Source organism: Fibrella aquatica (genome assembly GCF_041321135.1).
GTDB lineage: Bacteria > Bacteroidota > Bacteroidia > Cytophagales > Spirosomataceae > Fibrella > Fibrella aquatica.
In genome coordinates this window covers 718,523-733,824 of the sequence record NZ_JBGGWF010000003.1, presented here as the reverse complement: position 1 = coordinate 733,824, position 15,302 = coordinate 718,523, and the positions used below count along the sequence as shown (strand labels likewise).

Sequence of the window (15,302 nt, the reverse complement as noted above, 5' to 3'; positions counted from 1 at the left end):
AAAGCGTATTACTATTTTAGAAAATCCCAGACCACGACTTCCCAAATTTCATTGGCGTCGGGTTCATGGAAAGAATGGATTGATTTGAATCCTACCCGTTCATGCGCGCGCAACGAGCGGGTATTCCGAGCCGAGATGTCGGTAATAAACAGCTGGAAACGGTGCTGATACAATTCTTTGTGATGGGCATACAACGCGTCGAAAATTCCCTGCCCCCGGTAACGCGCATCGACGCAGACTTGCCCAACGACGTAGTATGGGTACGTCGACAGTAACTTCCCCTCGTACATCAACGTGTCGAAGAGACTGAACAGCGTCGCCAGTTCAGGCACGTCGGCCCTGACTTCGGGTACGGTGGTAATAGCGTAGGCTACGACTTCATCGCCGTCTTTGGCAATAACGGTCGGGGCGGCTTCGTGCATCCGTCGCATCTGATCCAGCGTATAGGTGAGCGTGACGAAGCCCTGCTCCCGCTGCTGTTCGGGCGTGAGGTTACGTACCTGGTTGCGTTGTTGCAGAGCCAATAGTCCGCGGAGATCGTCGTCGGTTTGTGTGGTGGTGATAGAGATGGGCATACGGTGGAAAGTAGCACCGAAGCTCCAGCTTCGGTAGTGATTGACAGGCTTAAACTACCGAAGCTGGAGCCGCAGCGGCGGACCGTTTCGGTGCTACAGGCTACTCAACGCGAACGGAAGCGCAATTCGCCAAAAATACCGGGTCAACTTCAGCGCCGATGCCCGGTACGTCGGGAATGGTAATTTGGTAGCCGTCGTAGACAATGCCGCCCAGTACCGGGTCTTCGGCATGCTCGAAACAGGCATCCAGGTCGCAGAAACGAATATTCTGGCGGGCGGAAGCGAAATGCGCGTTTGCCGTCAGCGCCAGCCTCGACTCCGACATGCAACCGATCATACAGGCCATGTTGGCGGCTTCGGCCACGGCGTTGATCTTCAGCGCTTCGTAGATACCGCCGCTTTTTGAAAGTTTGATATTCAGGTAATCAACGGCCTCTTCGCGCACGAGACGGATGGCATCAACGGCGTCGAAGACCGATTCGTCGGCCATGATAGGTACGTTGGTTTGTTGCCGCAGCAACCGAAGGCCAGGTACGTTGCTTTTCAGAATGGGCTGCTCGCAATATTCTACGTTCCAGTCGCCTAGTTTGCTTAGCACCGCCCGGGCCGTAGGTACGTCCCAGCCCTGATTGGCGTCAAGACGGATCGGCGTTTCGTACCGAATCACTTGTCGAATCATAGCCAGCCGGTCGAGGTCGGCCTGGGCAGTGGTGCCTACTTTTACTTTGATCGCCTCTCCCCCATTGGCTTCAATACGGCGGGCATCTTCAGCCATGCGTTCGGGGTCATTGATGTAGATCGTTTCATCGGTAACCAATGTCCGATTGGCGCCACCCAGAAACTGGTAGAGCGGCATGTTGGCGGCTTTGGCAGCCAGATCATACAGGGCCATATCGAAGGCCGAGCGCGTGGTGGGGTGGCCGGGCAGATACCGCAGAATAGCTTGTAGGCACGCCTCAATCGCTAACGAATCACGACCAATCAACAGACGAGCCATGTCCTGCGCCGCTGCCATGCCCGACGCCTGCGTTTCGCCTACGATCATCCAGAACGGCGACCCTTCGCCCCAGCCCGTCAGACCGGCATCGGTCTCAATACAGACGAGAATGTTGCGCGCCGCATCGATGGTGCCGAGCGAGATGGCAATGGGTGCCTTCAGCGGAATGTTGTACTGGTAGAGCGTTACGCCGGTGATCTTCATAGGCGCAAAGCTAAAGAGTGAAAGAGTGAATTGCGAAAGAGTGAATCAATAGAGCCAGATTCGTCATTTAGTACGTTCACTCTTTCGCAATTCACTCTTTCACTCGGTTGTCGGCGTCATCGTGACTACAATCGATTTGGATATAGGCGTGTTGCTCTTTTCAGCCATTTGGTCGATGGGCACAAGCACGTTTGTTTCCGGATAATAGGCGGCTACGCAACCACGCGGAATATCGTAGGGCACCACAATGAATCGATGGGCGGTGCGGGTCACGCCATCATAGGTGCTGTGCATATCAACCACCTGTTTTTCCTGTAAACCCAGATTGGCCATGTCGTCGGCATGCATAAAGACCACCCGGCGTTCATTATAAACACCCCGATAGCGATCGTCACTGGCGTAAACGGTTGTGTTGAATTGATCCTGACTGCGGATGGTCATCAACAGCATGCTACCCGTTTGCAGCTCATGGCGCGCAGGTACGTTGACCGTAAACTGCGCTTTCCCGTCACTGGTTTTGGCGAAGTCCCGTTGGCGGGGGCCGTTGGGAATGTAGAACCCGCCCGGCTTGCGCACCTTTTCGTTGTAGCCGTCAAAGCCGTCGACGGTTTTAGCGATCAGGTCCCGGATCCGGTCATAATCGGCCACCAGACTATCCCAATCTACGGTCGACCTCCCATTCAGCGTGGCTTTAGCCAAGCCTGCTACAATGGCCACCTCGCTTTTCAGATGGGGGGAAACTGCCTCCACTATCCCGTGCGACTGTGCCACTACGCCGGTAGTGCTTTCGCAACTAACAAACTGCGGCCCGGTTGCCTGCACATCCTCATCAGTACGGCCCAGACAGGGTAGAATCAACGCCGTTTCGCCGTGAATCAGGTGGCTGCGGTTTAGCTTAGTCGATACGTGCACGGTCAGCTTACACCGCCGAAGTGCCTCGCCCGTGTAATTCGTGTCGGATATGGCCATCGCGAAATTCCCTCCCATCCCGAAGAAGACCTTGGCTTTTCCTTCGTGCATGGCTTTCACAGCGGCCACGGCATCGTAACCATGCTCGTGGGGCGGGGTAAACTTGAATTCCTTTTCCAGCGCCTCCGACAGTTCAGGTTTTGGTTTCTCGTAAATACCCATCGTTCGGTCGCCCTGTACGTTGCTGTGCCCGCGAATGGGACTGGCGCCTCCCCCTTTGATACCGATACTCCCTTTCAGCAGCAGTAGATTAATGAGTTCGCTGATAGTGGCAACGCCGTTTTTATGCTGCGTCAACCCCATCGCCCAGACGATCACCAGTTTGGGCGTGTATTTAAACAGATCAACGGCTTCCTGAATCTGCGCCACCGTTAGTCCGCACTGAGCAGCCAGATCATTAAGGTCGAAATGATCGAGGCTTTTTACGAAGTCCTCGTAGCCCGATGTGTACGTATCAATAAAATGCTGATCGAGCACCTTTCCCGGTGCTTTCTTCTCCTCCTCGAGCAACAGCTTACACATAGCCTTCAGCAACGCCAGGTCGGAGTTGATACGTACCTGCAGAAATACGTCGGTCAGCTTTTCGCCGCCCAACAGCATATCGCGCGGACTTTGCGGGTATTTGAACGCCAGCAGTCCTGCTTCGTGCAACGGGTTAACGGAGATGATCTTCCCGCCGTTCCGTTTCATCTTCTCCATTGGCGTCAGCATTCGGGGAGCCGTCGTGCCCGGATTCTGCCCCATGATCATCACTACGTCGGCGGCTTCATAATCCTCGTACGTCACCGTTGCTTTCCCCAATCCGAGCGTCTCCGTCAAGGCAACGGTGGTCGACTCGTGGCACATGTTGGAACAGTCGGGCATGTTATTGGTCCCGAACATCTTCACAAAGAGCTGGTAGAGGTAAGCGGCTTCATTGCTGGTGCGGCCCGACGTGTAGAAAATGGCTTCGTTCGGTGAGTCGAGCGCGTTAAGCTGATCGGCCATGAGCTGAAAGGCGTCGGTCCACTCGATCGGTACGTAATGCGTAGCGCCGGGCTTGAGGATCATGGGCTTTGTTAACCGACCTTGCTGCCCTAACCAGAGGTCGCTTTTTTCCAGCAGATCAGCCACCGAGTACCGTTGAAACAGCACGGGCGAAGCTGTATGTTTGGTCATGACCTCATCGGCAACCGCTTTGGCGCCGCTCTCGCAGTACTCAGCAATAGCCGAGCGATCCCCATCAGGATCGGGCCAGGCGCAGGAAGGACAGTCGAATCCGTCTTTCTGATTCAGATTGACAAGCGCCTTCCAGCCACGAGCAACGCCCGTGCCGCGCAACACATGCTCAAACGATTTGGCAATGGCCGTCATACCGGCGGCCTCAGTTTTGGGTTTGCCTAGTTCCAGATCACCAGTAAACTCTTCCGGTGGGGTATTCTTATCCATACGTTTTTTACGAGAAACTGGTGATTGTCTGACAGACACGCACAACCGCCAGAAGGTTACTCAATGAACCTTCTGGCGGTTGACCTTCTGTAGAACGTGCTACACTGAGTAAGCACGAAGCCTTACTTCACATCTGCCGGGTTTGCTGATTTACCGTACATGTTCCGGCGGAAATCGGCTGATGCTTTATAGGTCGCCTGACGTGCCCGCTGAATGACGCCCAGCGGACGGTGAGCGGCCAGCCCATGCCAGGGGCTGAAATACATCTTGTCATCTACCACCGCCGATTTTTCATCCGACCAACCTATCTGGGGCGATATGGTAACCTTGCCAACGGTGAGGTAGGGACTCTCGTCTTCCGGCCATTCTACTGAGGCATCCTCCACCGGCATTTTTTCAATGTCGGTCGAGAGCTGCACGCCCAGCTCCCACTCGCCACCATTACCGGCAAAAAACTCCTGCAACAAGTGGCGTAGAGCGTAATCGTCGCTGTCAATGTCGATAGGTTTGTCTTTAAGCGAAGTCAGGTTGGAAGTTACAGGCTTCAGAGAAAACTTAGCCATGTAATCACCGTATAAAAAAGCCACTTGCGAGTAATACGTGTCGCCCATTGGGTGCGTAGCAAGCTGCCCGCCCATACCGGCCATTACACCCGCGTCGGAGCCGGTAACTTTTTCAACCACTTCACCGGCAGCCCGCAGCACCTTGGAAAGCCCTTCTTTGAAGCCTTCGGCTTTGTTGGTCAGGGCATCGAATTGCTTTAAACCGCTCAGGAATTCTTTTAGCTTTTTCGGAAAAACAGGGCTGTTCACCAGAATGAAATCCTGCGTATCCTGCTCATCCGAACCCGGCAGGTGTTCACCTTCCACACCCGACACCTTGAAGGAAATACCACGGGGCGTTGATACACTATCGGGCAACACATCGCCCGGCTGCGTGGAAATGCGGGCTATAATTGGGTACGTACCGGGTTTGGCAAAAAGACCCTGTGCCAGGTAGGGAGGCAGGTTGTCGTACACCTGCAGTTCACCTTTCAGCAGCGCATGACTTTTGGCGTGCACACTCCGTATGGCATGGCCCTGCGACTTATAGGTTTTCTGCTGAATCTCCGCCATTGTGTCAATGATCTCCTGGATGGTTTCGGCTTCGTCGGGCGCCGGTTGTTCATACGAAGGGCTGTATGGCAATGGCTTGAACTGGTTAGGGGCTTGGTTCATTGGTCTGTTTTTTCGTTTTAGGACAAACCTGACGAGACCCTCAATGTTTTATTTCCCGCTACAAAGGACAGAGATGAAACTACCCTATCCTGATGCAGACACCGGGTATAAGGATAACAACCAGCCAAGGCGCACAAGCAACGTACCTGAGATCATGATCTACAAGTCGTCCTCATCGTCTTTAAAGGAGCGGAAGGCACGGTTTAGCTCATCGAAGGTCTTCACGTTGTTCTGTTGCTTAGCCAGCAAAAGGCCGAAATCGTAGAGTTCGGCGGCTTTGGCGCGGTTGCCCAGATCAACGTAAAGTTGAGCAGCGTGATAATACGTAGGCAGGTATTGCGGATGATCGGCTAATAGCCGTTCGAAATAATGCTGGGCCTGACTGGGGTTCTCCGACAGATATTCCATGCCGAGCGCATAAACATTAAAGGGTTCGCCGGGTTCATCTTGGACAAACTGAAGGAGTTGTTGGATACGTTCCTGATTCATGAGTTAGTAAGAAAAGTAGTATGCATGCATACCATTTAAGAGTTCGTGTGTAATTTTGCAATGAAAAGTCCAATGTTTAAAGCTCAACGTCTAATGTTGCGCTGCCAAAGAACAGGCGAGACTACAGTCAACGTTAGACGTTGGACATTAAACCTTAAACCGTCTTCTCTTTATGAAAATCTTAGTGTGTGTCACGAGCGTACCCGACACAACGACCAAAATTACGTTCACCGATAACAACACCAAGTTTAACAAAGCGGGTGTACAGTTCATCACCGGTCCATACGACGACTATGCGCTGGCCCGGGCGGTTGAACTAAAGGAAAAACTCGGTGCATCGGTAACTGTTTTCAATGTTGGCGAAGCCGACGCCGAACCGGTGATTCGTAAGTGTCTGGCCATTGGGGCCGATGATGCCATTCGGGTCAATGCCGAGCCAATCGACGCGTATTTTGTAGCCGAACAAATTGCCGCCGTAGCCAGGGAAACACAATACGACCTGATTCTGATGGGCCGCGAGTCGATCGATTACAATGGCGGACAAGTACACGGAATCGTGGGCGAAATGCTGGGTATTCCCTCAATCTCTCCCGTGATGAAGCTCGACATCGAGGGCACTACCGCCAAAATGACACGCGAAATTGAAGGGGGTAAAGAAGATATCGAAGCGCAGTTGCCGCTGGTACTCGGTTGCCAGGAGCCCATTGCCGAGTGGAAAATACCGAACATGCGCGGCATCATGACAGCCCGGACCAAACCGCTGAAAATTGTTCAGCCCGCCGGTCAGGATTCGCTAACGGCCGTGGCCAGCTACGAAATGCCAGCCCCCCGTGGCAGCGTAAAAATGATCCCCGCCGACGAAGCCGAAACGCTCATCACGCTCCTCCGCACCGAAGCGAAAGTAATTTAATCAGTTATCAATTATCAGCTATCAGTTATCAGCGTTGCCAATCTGCGTCTTGTAGCAATGATGATAACTGTTTACTGATAATTGATAACTGTTCACTGATAACTGCCAACTGAACATGTCTGTCCTAATCTTTGCTGAACTCGACGAAGGGAAGCTCAAAAAGTCCTCACAGGAGGCCATTTTTTACGGCTCGAAAGTAGCCGATATGCTGGGTACGTCGGCAACGGCCGTTGTTATTGGCGCTGCCGATCAGAGCGAACTCGCTACGGCGGGTAGGTTCGGTGCCACGAAAGTGCTGCACGCTGCCGATGGTAAGCTGAACGAAGTAAACGGCATGGCCTACGCTTCGGTAGTGGCCGCTGCCGCTCAGCAGGAAGGTGCCAAAGTGGTTGTGCTGGCCAAATCGTCGCTGGGCGATGCCATGGCTGCCCGCCTGGCTGGCAAGCTGAAAGCCGGTCTGGCACCGAATGTGATCGATCTGCCCGATTTGAGCAACGGTTTCCGCGTAAAAACCAGCATCTACACCGGTAAAGCGTTTGCTTATAACGAGCTTAAAGCTGACGTAAAAATTCTGGCTATCAAGAAGAACACGATTTCGCCCGAAGAAACCGACGCCACAGCCAGCGTAGAAGCTTTCGCTCCAACCGTGGCCGACAGCGATTTTGTGCTGAAAGTGACCAATACTGAAAAAGCCACCGGCGACATTCTGTTGCCCGAAGCTGATCTGGTCGTGTCTGCAGGTCGTGGTTTGAAAGGGCCCGAAAACTGGGGTATCGTTGAAGAGCTGGCCAAAGCATTGCACGCGGCTACTGCCTGTTCAAAACCAGTATCTGATCTGGATTGGCGGCCTCACCATGAGCACGTTGGTCAGACGGGTATCAAGGTTAGTCCCAATCTGTATATCGCAGCGGGTATTTCGGGGGCCATTCAGCACTTGGCGGGTGTAAACTCGTCGAAGGTAATCGTGGTCATCAATAAAGACCCTGACGCCCCCTTCTTCAAATCGGCTGACTATGGTATCGTTGGCGACGTATTTGACATATTACCTAAGCTAACGAAAGCCGTTCAGGCATTAAATTAGCCTTAAAGCTCACTCATTTCGCTTCTGGTTATCAACCAGTTGTATTAATTAAAGGGCACTTCTACCAGTTAATCTGGCGGGAGTGCCCTTTTTGTTATTTATACTTAGCCAATAGTACCCGCAACAAAACGTTCATATAGTGCGTACTACTGACAGTAACTTTTCCTGACATGAATCGATATACCTTTTTGAAGCATCTTGGTTTCCGGGGAGCCGCCCTTATGGCCGCGCTTGCTTCCTGTACTAACGAAGATGACTCCTCTGTACCTGCACTAACGTTGAACGCTCAGGGACAAACGATCACTGGACCAAACGGCACAACTGCTACAACATCGTCGTCGACGTCGGTCACTACCCCGACTAGCACCACTGCCGCTACTTCAGATATACTAGGTGTTAAGAATCCACTAGTCACGCTGACACTGGCCAATGCAGCCGCCCTTAAAAATGTAGGTGGGTACGTTGTTGTAAGTGGCATTGTCATCGCCAGAGTCAGCGCTTCATCTTACGCAGCGGTCACACAAACCTGTAGCCACCAGCCTAAAAAGAAGGTCATATTCAACAGTACGGAGTTTTACTGCACCGATCACGGCGCCCGCTTTAACCTTGACGGATCGGGTAAGAATAGCCTGGCAGGTAGTGGCATTAAGGCCTACAAAGTACTCACCGACGGCACTACACTGGTGGTGTATAGTTAACCTTTGCAGACTCTTAAAATGCTTCTCCAATTTCCTATGAAATCGCTATTCGCTTTCTTTCTGGTACTGGGTTTTACCAACGCACCTCAATGGCAGCTGAACATGGAGCAGGCCAAAATAGAGGCAAAAAGCAGTAACAAGCTCATCTTGCTAAATTTCTCCGGCTCTGACTGGTGTGGCCCTTGCATTAAATTGAAGAAAGAAGTGTTTGAATCAGACGCTTTCCTGACCTATGCTGGGCAGCATCTGGTGCTGGTTCGGGCCGATTTTCCTCGATTGAAGAAGAACCAGTTAAGCTCACAGCAGACCACCCACAACGAAACGTTGGCCGAGCGCTACAATCCCGACGGTCAGTTTCCGCTGACGGTACTGATCGATGCATCGGGCAAAGAGCTGAGGCACTGGGTTGGTTACCCGGCATCGCTCAACGTGCAAACGCTTGTCAACGAGATAGATGCCCTCCACGCCGCTGCTCACTGATTCAACTGGCCAGTTGCATAAGAAGGTGCTGAAACTAATGGGCAACCGTTTCGAAATCAGCGCCGTAACGCCCGATACAGCGTTTGCCGAAGCCAGTATCGACGCGGCCGTTGATGAGGTCGAGCGGATTGAAGCGTTATTGACCACGTTCAGCGCCAACAGTCAGACAAACCAGATCAATGCGCAGGCAGGTATAGCACCGGTACTAGTTGATCAGGACGTGTTTGCGCTGATTGGTCGGTCGCTGAAATTATCGGCCTTGACGCAAGGAGCTTTCGACATCACTTACGGCTCCATCGACAAACGGCTTTGGAACTTCGACACAACGATGACTGCCCTGCCCAACCGCGAAACAGCCCGGCAATCGGTTCGGCTGATTAATTACCGAAACGTGATACTGAACGAGGCAGATAGTAGCGTTTTCCTGCTCGAAAAAGGCATGCGGATTGGTTTCGGGGGCATTGGCAAAGGATACGCTGCCGAACGGGCCAGGTACGTTATGACCCGGCAGGGCATCACGTCGGGCGTTGTTAACGCAGCCGGTGATCTCACAGCCTGGGGCACACAACCCGACGGTCAACCGTGGACAATTGGCATTGCTGATCCGAACACGCGCCAATCAGCATTTTCGAGGCTATCCATCAGTGGGTTAGCAGTGGCCACCTCGGGTGATTACGAAAAATACGTACTGATTGGCGGGAAACGATACAGCCACACTATTGACCCCCGCACAGGTTACCCCGTCACGGGCTTGAAAAGCGTAACGATTCTGGCCCCCAACGCCGAACTGGCCGATGCACTGGCCACACCGGTCATGGTGATGGGCCGAACCGTAGGGCTACACCTTATTGATCAGATGCCCCAGGTTGGCTGCATTCTGATTGACGATCACGATAGATTATTTACCTCTAACAACATTCGCCTGCACACATGAAACAGTCACTCAGACTTATTCTCACCAGTTTACTCTTTCTGGCCCTCACCAGCTCGATCACGAGTTGCATTTCGGTGAAAGAGTACCAGAAGAGCCGGATCAATGACTCAGAAATGGAACTGGCCAACCGCAAATCAGAGAAATTTGAGGGGAGTTTCTACCTCTATCGCGAAGGAGCGTCGGGGGCTAGCGGAGGCAAAAGCAGCGGGGGGTGCGGGTGTAATTAACGGGTTGCTTATACATACTCTCCCATGAAAAAAATCGTATTTACCGTTGCCGCCTTACTCACCTTCGTAACCGCCAGGGCACAGTTGAAGCCTGATGAGACAACAGCCTACGAAGCCCGCCAGCTAAAGGTGGCCGAGATCAACTTTGTTTCCAGTTACTACAGCCAGGACGGTAACAGATCGGCCATTACGGGCGGTATAGGCACCGAAAAATTAACCGACTTTGCCAACTCGTTTGACCTCACCCTATCGAAAACAGACCGACTTGGCCGGCAGCACACGTTCAACCTGGATGTAAACATCGACTATTACACCTCGGCTTCATCCGACAATATTGACCCACTGACTGTTTCGTCGGCCTCGAAAAGTGACGTACATATTTACCCGTCTGTTTCGTGGCGGGTTTTCGACCCCAAAAGTCGCATCACCAAAGGAGTTAGCTACGCCTATTCAACGGAATACGACTACCGATCACATGGCTTCACAGCTCAGTTTGCCAAGCTATCGGCCGACCGAAACCGGGAAGTAAGCCTCCGTGCCAGTGCGTTTTTGGATACCTACGACGCCATACTCCCGTCTGAACTTCGGCCTTCATACTACGGGTCTGGTGCCGAAAACGACAGAGTTCGGGTAGACAGCAAACCCCGCAACTCGTTCAATCTGGCCCTGTCAGTTTCTCAGGTGATCAATAAGCGATTACAGCTATTGGCTATGGTTGAACCGTCGTATCAGGAAGGCCTATTAAGTACACCCTTTCACCGGGTTTATTTCACCAATGCGGCCGTTACAACCGAAAAATTGCCCGGGACCCGTCTAAAATTCCCGGTCAGCCTGCGTGCCAACTATTTTCAGGGCGACCGTGCTATTCTTCGCTCCTTCTACCGTTTCTACATCGACGACTGGGGTATGGTGGCCCATACCGCCAGCGTTGAAGTAGCGGTAAAGCTGACCCCCTTCCTGTCGGTTAGCCCATTTTACCGGTTTCACAAACAAGCGGCGGTCGATTATTTCCGTCCGTATCGCCAACACAGTCCAACCCAAACTTACTATACCAGTGACTATGACATTGGTACCATGACCACCCAGTTTATTGGCTCAGGCATTCGGTACGCGCCTCCGGGTGGCATCATGGGCATTCGCGGCTGGAACGCCTTTGAACTACGCTACGGCCACTATCTGCGAAGTACTGGCATGACAGCAAACAGTATTACCATGATGATGAAAGTAAAATAGGCACTGATTTAGGCGATTTTTTGGTTGTTTTGTTGTCCAGTCAGATACGTTATCAGACTGATTTGGTCCGATTTGTCGAACAAACGGGCCTACAATCACAGAAACAACCGAACAAAGAAGCCTGCTATCAGTTAATTTTGCGTCGTGGAAAAAATTAAGTTAGAGATATTAGGCTTATCGCCAAGTCAGTCGCAGTCGGGTTCGTTTGCACTGGTACTGGGCGAAGAATACGGTAATCGCCGTTTACCGATCATTATTGGCATGTTTGAAGCGCAGGCCATTGCCATCGAGATCGAGAAGATTGTGCCCAACCGGCCGATGACGCATGATCTGTTCAAGCAGTTTGCCAAGAATTTCGGTTTCACCGTGCGCGAAATTGTGATTTCTGACCTGCGTGAAGGCATCTTCTTCGCCCGCATTGTCTGCTCAGATGGCGTGCAGGAAACCGTCGTTGATGCCCGCCCGTCAGATGCCATCGCCATCGGTATCCGGTTCGGTGTGTCTATTTTCACCTACGAAACCATTCTGTCAGAAGCGGGTATCACAGCCTCGGCTGATGATGAAGATGAGGAACAGGAAGAGCTGGTTCGTACCTCAAACAAATCGCCCCGCGCGTTTGGTGAGCAACTGAAAGACATGACGGTCGACGAACTGCAAAAGATGCTCGACGAAGCCCTGGGCAACGAAGAGTATGAGCGCGCCGCTAAGATTCGAGATGAAATCAGTAAAAGAAATTAAGAGTTAAGAATTAAGAGTGGCTCTGCCGAAGTACCGTCTGGTGCTTTAGCAGAGCCATTCTTAATTCTTAATTCTTAATTCTTAATTCTTAATTCTTAATTCTTAATTCTTAATTATTTAAACCCTTTCGCCTCGCGGATGACGAACTTGTATTCAGCAACATCGAGGGCTTTATTGTAGTATTCTTTGGCCTTTGCCCGGTTGTTGGCGCGGGCGGCAATACGGGCCAACCCGCAATAAGCCAGGCCATGTTCTTCTTGTGTGAACGCAATATTAACCGGTTGTTTCAAGGCTGTCAGGTAAGCATGCTGGGCAGCCGAGTCGTTTTTGGCCATGCGCTCGGCCAGCATACCCTCGAAGGTGTTAATGGCAGCGGGCAATAGCTTATGCTGCATCTTCTTTAACTTTTGTAGCGCAATCTGTCCCTCTTCGTATCGCCCCGCCAGTAAAAGCGCCTCAACGTACCTGAGCAGAAAGATTGGATTCTTCGGGTACCGGTCAACCAGGAAATCCAGGTGTTCAACGGCCCTCGGAAAGTTTGTTTCGTGCTTCACGTAGATATGAGCCAGATAGAGGCTAGCCTCCGGTCGGGTGAATAACGCCCGTTTCGCTGCCACCTCCATCTGCTTCAATCCCAACGCGATATTGCCGTCTTTAAAAAAAACCATAAACGGTTTTACCACCGGATGATCGATCGGGTAGCGTTCGACATAGTAGTTATAGAGACCCGTTGAGAAGTAGAACTCAACATTCTTATCCATCAGATTAAAGCCATCTTTCATATACACGTAGGCTTTTTTTGATTCGCTGACGGCTTTCATGGTTTCATTATCGAACGTATGCTTCATCGACATGTAGCCGTGTGCAGTCAGTCCCAGAAAAATAGCTTCGGGATCATCTTCATTTTTCTCGATCATCCGTTCGACGCCCTTTATCGCCAGATCAACCTGTTGTACATACTGATTTGTGGCGGTTCGGTTCTCGCCGATGGGTAGGTACTGCCATTGCAACGTCAGTGAACGAAGGATGGGAACGATTGGGCTTTGCGGGTATTTGGTCTGAATCTGCCGGATATAGGGGGCTGCTTCAGCGAACTCGTAATTGTAAATGTGATCGAGGGCTTTTGCCACGGTTTGCTGCCCGGCGGGGTCGGTCAAGATCTGTGCGGGGGCAAGAAAAGGAACAAAGACGAACAGAAGCAGTAGCTGGATGCGTTTCATAAAGAGGTGGTATCTCTGGTATGACTGTTTTCGGCAAAGAATGGTTTAATGTCCATCTCCGATGACTATCTGCAATCGACAGCGTACTTTTGTTTATGGCCCAATTACGGCCTTTTGCGAACCTATATCAATGATTCAATATACTAATTTTGTTTTAGATAACGGCTTGAAGGTGTTTGTTCACGAGGATGCCAGCACGCCGATGGCCGCCGTTAACATCCTGTATAACGTTGGCTCACGCGACGAAGATCCTAACCGCACAGGCTTTGCCCATTTGTTTGAACACCTGATGTTTGGCGGATCGAAGCACATTCCGAGCTACGACGAACCGCTTCAACGGGTGGGTGGTGAGAATAACGCCTTTACCAGTCCCGACATTACCAACTACTACATCACGCTGCCCTCGGCCAATCTGGAAACCGCTTTTTGGCTCGAATCAGATCGGATGCTCAGCCTGTCGTTCGATCAGCAGGTGCTCGATGTGCAACAGAAAGTGGTCATCGAGGAATTCAACCAACGATACCTGAACCAACCTTATGGCGACGTTTGGCTGAAGCTTCGTCCGTTGGCCTATCAGCAGCACCCCTACCGCTGGGCCACGATCGGCAAAGATATCAGCCATATCGAAAATGCCGTTCTGGACGATGTGAAGGCATTTTTCTACAAGTATTATTTGCCCAACAACGCCATTCTGGTGGTTGCCGGTAACGTAACCACCGAGCAAGTGAAGCAATTGTGCCGGAAATGGTTCGAGCCTATTCCGGCCGGGAAAGACTACATTCGTAGCCTACCCGCCGAGGCGCATCAAACACAGGCCCGCTTTATCGAAACCACCGCCGACGTTCCGCTCAATGCGTTGTACAAAGCATATCATATGCCTGGCCGGTTCGACACTGGTTTTGCCGAAGCCGACCTGCTGAGCGATTTGCTGGGGCGTAGTAAATCATCGCGCTTATATCAGAAGTTGCTCAAAGAGCAGTCATTGTTTAGCAACGTCGGTGCTTACATCACGTCATCGATCGATCCGGGTCTTTTGCTGGTGCAGGGAACGTTGAACGAGGGTGTAACGCTGGAAGAAGCCGATGCCGCCGTGCAGAGCGTGTTGCAGGAGGTAGTTGACCACTACGTACCTGATGAGGAACTGACGAAGGTGAAGAATCAGGCCGAGTCGACGCTGGCGTTTTCGGAAGTGGAGTTACTGAACCGGGCCATGAACCTGGCTTTTGCCGCCAACGCGGGCAACCCGGAACTGGTGAATCAGGAAGCAGAGAAAATTCAGGCTGTTACGCCCGAAGCAATCCGCGAATCGGCCCGCCAGGTGCTACGGCCCGAAAATAGTTCAACCCTGTATTACCGCCGGGAGGAAGCGGCTTAACTGGTAATCGGCTCAGGAAAACCCCATGAAAATTCGCGTTGGACAGGGCTACGACGTCCATAAACTCGTAGAAGGGCATCCGTTTTGGCTGGGTGGTATTCAGATTCCACACACGCACGGAGCCTACGGCCATTCAGATGCCGACATTGTTTGCCATGTCATTTGCGATGCCCTGCTGGGTGCCGCCAATATGCGTAATATCGGCTATCACTTTTCGGATAAAGACCCGCGCTGGAAAGGTGTCGACAGTAAAGTATTGCTGGCCGAGGTGCTGCGTATGATTCGCGAGGCGGGTTGGGAAGTGGGCAATGTAGATGTTACCATCGTATTGCAGGAGCCGAAACTTAATCCACACATTCCGGAAATGGTGGCGTGTCTATCTGGCGTAATGAACGTACCTGAAGAAGATATCGCCATCAAAGCAACCACCTCCGAGCACATGGGTTTCGTGGGCCGAAAAGAAGGCATTGCCGGCTTCTGTGTGGCATTAATCGAAAAAGCGTAGAGCCGCAAAATCTTGCGGCTCT

General features: G+C 51.9%; 16 protein-coding genes. 10 read left to right on the top strand and 6 right to left on the bottom strand.

Annotation, left to right across the window (positions count from 1 at the left end; genetic code table 11):
* Nucleotides 1–11: 11 nt before the first annotated feature.
* The 5 genes from ACAW87_RS10660 to ACAW87_RS10640 all read right to left on the bottom strand — a co-directional run bounded on the left by ACAW87_RS10660 (nucleotide 12) and on the right by ACAW87_RS10640 (nucleotide 5,879).
* On the bottom strand, nucleotides 12–575 hold the full coding sequence (locus ACAW87_RS10660; protein WP_370723365.1) for a GNAT family N-acetyltransferase: 564 nt from the start codon (nucleotides 573–575) through the stop codon (nucleotides 12–14).
* Between the two features lie 100 nt (nucleotides 576–675).
* Nucleotides 676–1,776: a mandelate racemase/muconate lactonizing enzyme family protein gene (locus tag ACAW87_RS10655; RefSeq protein ID WP_370723364.1), complete on the bottom strand. Its 1,101-nt coding sequence runs from the start codon at nucleotides 1,774–1,776 to the stop codon at nucleotides 676–678.
* Between the two features lie 99 nt (nucleotides 1,777–1,875).
* Nucleotides 1,876–4,173 carry an FdhF/YdeP family oxidoreductase gene (locus ACAW87_RS10650; RefSeq protein ID WP_370723363.1) on the bottom strand — a complete coding sequence of 766 codons (2,298 nt, stop codon included), beginning with the start codon at nucleotides 4,171–4,173 and terminating at the stop codon, nucleotides 1,876–1,878.
* A 122-nt stretch (nucleotides 4,174–4,295) separates the two neighbouring features.
* Entirely contained in the window at nucleotides 4,296–5,390 is a 1,095-nt protein-coding gene (locus ACAW87_RS10645; protein ID WP_370723362.1) for a catalase family protein, read from the bottom strand.
* 159 nt (nucleotides 5,391–5,549) lie between these two features.
* Nucleotides 5,550–5,879, bottom strand: coding sequence for a tetratricopeptide repeat protein (locus ACAW87_RS10640; RefSeq protein ID WP_370723361.1), 330 nt, complete (start codon nucleotides 5,877–5,879; stop codon nucleotides 5,550–5,552).
* A gap of 172 nt (nucleotides 5,880–6,051) precedes the next feature.
* Between ACAW87_RS10640 and ACAW87_RS10635 the strand changes: the two genes are divergently transcribed.
* The 8 genes from ACAW87_RS10635 (at nucleotide 6,052) to ACAW87_RS10600 (ending at nucleotide 12,180) form a co-directional block, all read left to right on the top strand.
* Nucleotides 6,052–6,789 carry an electron transfer flavoprotein subunit beta/FixA family protein gene (locus tag ACAW87_RS10635; RefSeq protein ID WP_370723360.1) on the top strand — a complete coding sequence of 246 codons (738 nt, stop codon included), beginning with the start codon at nucleotides 6,052–6,054 and terminating at the stop codon, nucleotides 6,787–6,789.
* A gap of 115 nt (nucleotides 6,790–6,904) precedes the next feature.
* Complete coding sequence (locus ACAW87_RS10630; protein ID WP_370723359.1) at nucleotides 6,905–7,870, top strand: electron transfer flavoprotein subunit alpha/FixB family protein; 966 nt, start codon at nucleotides 6,905–6,907, stop codon at nucleotides 7,868–7,870.
* 170 nt (nucleotides 7,871–8,040) lie between these two features.
* Nucleotides 8,041–8,568 (top strand): Rieske (2Fe-2S) protein, encoded by a 528-nt coding sequence (locus ACAW87_RS10625; RefSeq protein WP_370723358.1) that lies wholly within the window; start codon nucleotides 8,041–8,043, stop codon nucleotides 8,566–8,568.
* A gap of 36 nt (nucleotides 8,569–8,604) precedes the next feature.
* Entirely contained in the window at nucleotides 8,605–9,048 is a 444-nt protein-coding gene (locus ACAW87_RS10620) for a thioredoxin family protein (protein ID WP_370723357.1), read from the top strand.
* On the top strand, nucleotides 9,023–9,982 hold the full coding sequence (locus ACAW87_RS10615) for an FAD:protein FMN transferase (RefSeq protein ID WP_370723356.1): 960 nt from the start codon (nucleotides 9,023–9,025) through the stop codon (nucleotides 9,980–9,982). The genes ACAW87_RS10620 and ACAW87_RS10615 overlap by 26 nt, the downstream gene beginning before the upstream one ends.
* Nucleotides 9,979–10,209 (top strand): DUF4266 domain-containing protein, encoded by a 231-nt coding sequence (locus ACAW87_RS10610; protein WP_370723355.1) that lies wholly within the window; start codon nucleotides 9,979–9,981, stop codon nucleotides 10,207–10,209. Before ACAW87_RS10615 ends, ACAW87_RS10610 begins: the two co-directional genes overlap by 4 nt.
* A 24-nt stretch (nucleotides 10,210–10,233) precedes the next feature.
* On the top strand, nucleotides 10,234–11,442 hold the full coding sequence (locus ACAW87_RS10605) for a DUF3570 domain-containing protein (protein WP_370723354.1): 1,209 nt from the start codon (nucleotides 10,234–10,236) through the stop codon (nucleotides 11,440–11,442).
* A 144-nt stretch (nucleotides 11,443–11,586) separates the two neighbouring features.
* Nucleotides 11,587–12,180, top strand: coding sequence for a bifunctional nuclease domain-containing protein (locus tag ACAW87_RS10600; protein ID WP_370723353.1), 594 nt, complete (start codon nucleotides 11,587–11,589; stop codon nucleotides 12,178–12,180).
* Nucleotides 12,181–12,293: 113 nt separating this feature from the next.
* Here the strand turns inward: ACAW87_RS10600 and ACAW87_RS10595 are convergent, their stop codons facing one another.
* Nucleotides 12,294–13,400, bottom strand: a complete 1,107-nt coding sequence (locus ACAW87_RS10595) for a tetratricopeptide repeat protein (RefSeq protein ID WP_370723352.1) — start codon at nucleotides 13,398–13,400, stop codon at nucleotides 12,294–12,296.
* A 130-nt stretch (nucleotides 13,401–13,530) separates the two neighbouring features.
* Here ACAW87_RS10595 and ACAW87_RS10590 point away from each other — a divergent pair, with 130 nt between their 5' ends.
* Together ACAW87_RS10590 and ispF are read left to right on the top strand one after the other, a co-directional pair.
* A complete protein-coding gene (locus tag ACAW87_RS10590; protein WP_370723351.1) occupies nucleotides 13,531–14,775 on the top strand; it encodes a M16 family metallopeptidase in 1,245 nt (414 codons plus the stop codon).
* 25 nt (nucleotides 14,776–14,800) lie between these two features.
* The gene (gene ispF / locus ACAW87_RS10585; RefSeq protein WP_370723350.1) at nucleotides 14,801–15,280 is read left to right on the top strand and encodes a 2-C-methyl-D-erythritol 2,4-cyclodiphosphate synthase; all 480 of its coding nucleotides are present in this window, start codon (nucleotides 14,801–14,803) and stop codon (nucleotides 15,278–15,280) included.
* The last annotated feature ends 22 nt before the right edge of the window (nucleotides 15,281–15,302 follow it).

Coding starts and splice junctions, on each gene's coding strand:
- ACAW87_RS10615 (WP_370723356.1), top strand. CDS start 9,023: ATGCCCTCCACGCCGCTGCTCACTGATTCAACTGGCCAGTTGCATAAG.
- ACAW87_RS10635 (WP_370723360.1), top strand. CDS start 6,052: ATGAAAATCTTAGTGTGTGTCACGAGCGTACCCGACACAACGACCAAA.
- ACAW87_RS10630 (WP_370723359.1), top strand. CDS start 6,905: ATGTCTGTCCTAATCTTTGCTGAACTCGACGAAGGGAAGCTCAAAAAG.
- ACAW87_RS10590 (WP_370723351.1), top strand. CDS start 13,531: ATGATTCAATATACTAATTTTGTTTTAGATAACGGCTTGAAGGTGTTT.
- ACAW87_RS10660 (WP_370723365.1), bottom strand. CDS start 575: ATGCCCATCTCTATCACCACCACACAAACCGACGACGATCTCCGCGGA.
- ACAW87_RS10645 (WP_370723362.1), bottom strand. CDS start 5,390: ATGAACCAAGCCCCTAACCAGTTCAAGCCATTGCCATACAGCCCTTCG.
- ACAW87_RS10605 (WP_370723354.1), top strand. CDS start 10,234: ATGAAAAAAATCGTATTTACCGTTGCCGCCTTACTCACCTTCGTAACC.
- ACAW87_RS10640 (WP_370723361.1), bottom strand. CDS start 5,879: ATGAATCAGGAACGTATCCAACAACTCCTTCAGTTTGTCCAAGATGAA.
- ACAW87_RS10650 (WP_370723363.1), bottom strand. CDS start 4,173: ATGGATAAGAATACCCCACCGGAAGAGTTTACTGGTGATCTGGAACTA.
- ACAW87_RS10655 (WP_370723364.1), bottom strand. CDS start 1,776: ATGAAGATCACCGGCGTAACGCTCTACCAGTACAACATTCCGCTGAAG.
- ACAW87_RS10625 (WP_370723358.1), top strand. CDS start 8,041: ATGAATCGATATACCTTTTTGAAGCATCTTGGTTTCCGGGGAGCCGCC.
- ispF (WP_370723350.1), top strand. CDS start 14,801: ATGAAAATTCGCGTTGGACAGGGCTACGACGTCCATAAACTCGTAGAA.
- ACAW87_RS10610 (WP_370723355.1), top strand. CDS start 9,979: ATGAAACAGTCACTCAGACTTATTCTCACCAGTTTACTCTTTCTGGCC.
- ACAW87_RS10620 (WP_370723357.1), top strand. CDS start 8,605: ATGAAATCGCTATTCGCTTTCTTTCTGGTACTGGGTTTTACCAACGCA.
- ACAW87_RS10595 (WP_370723352.1), bottom strand. CDS start 13,400: ATGAAACGCATCCAGCTACTGCTTCTGTTCGTCTTTGTTCCTTTTCTT.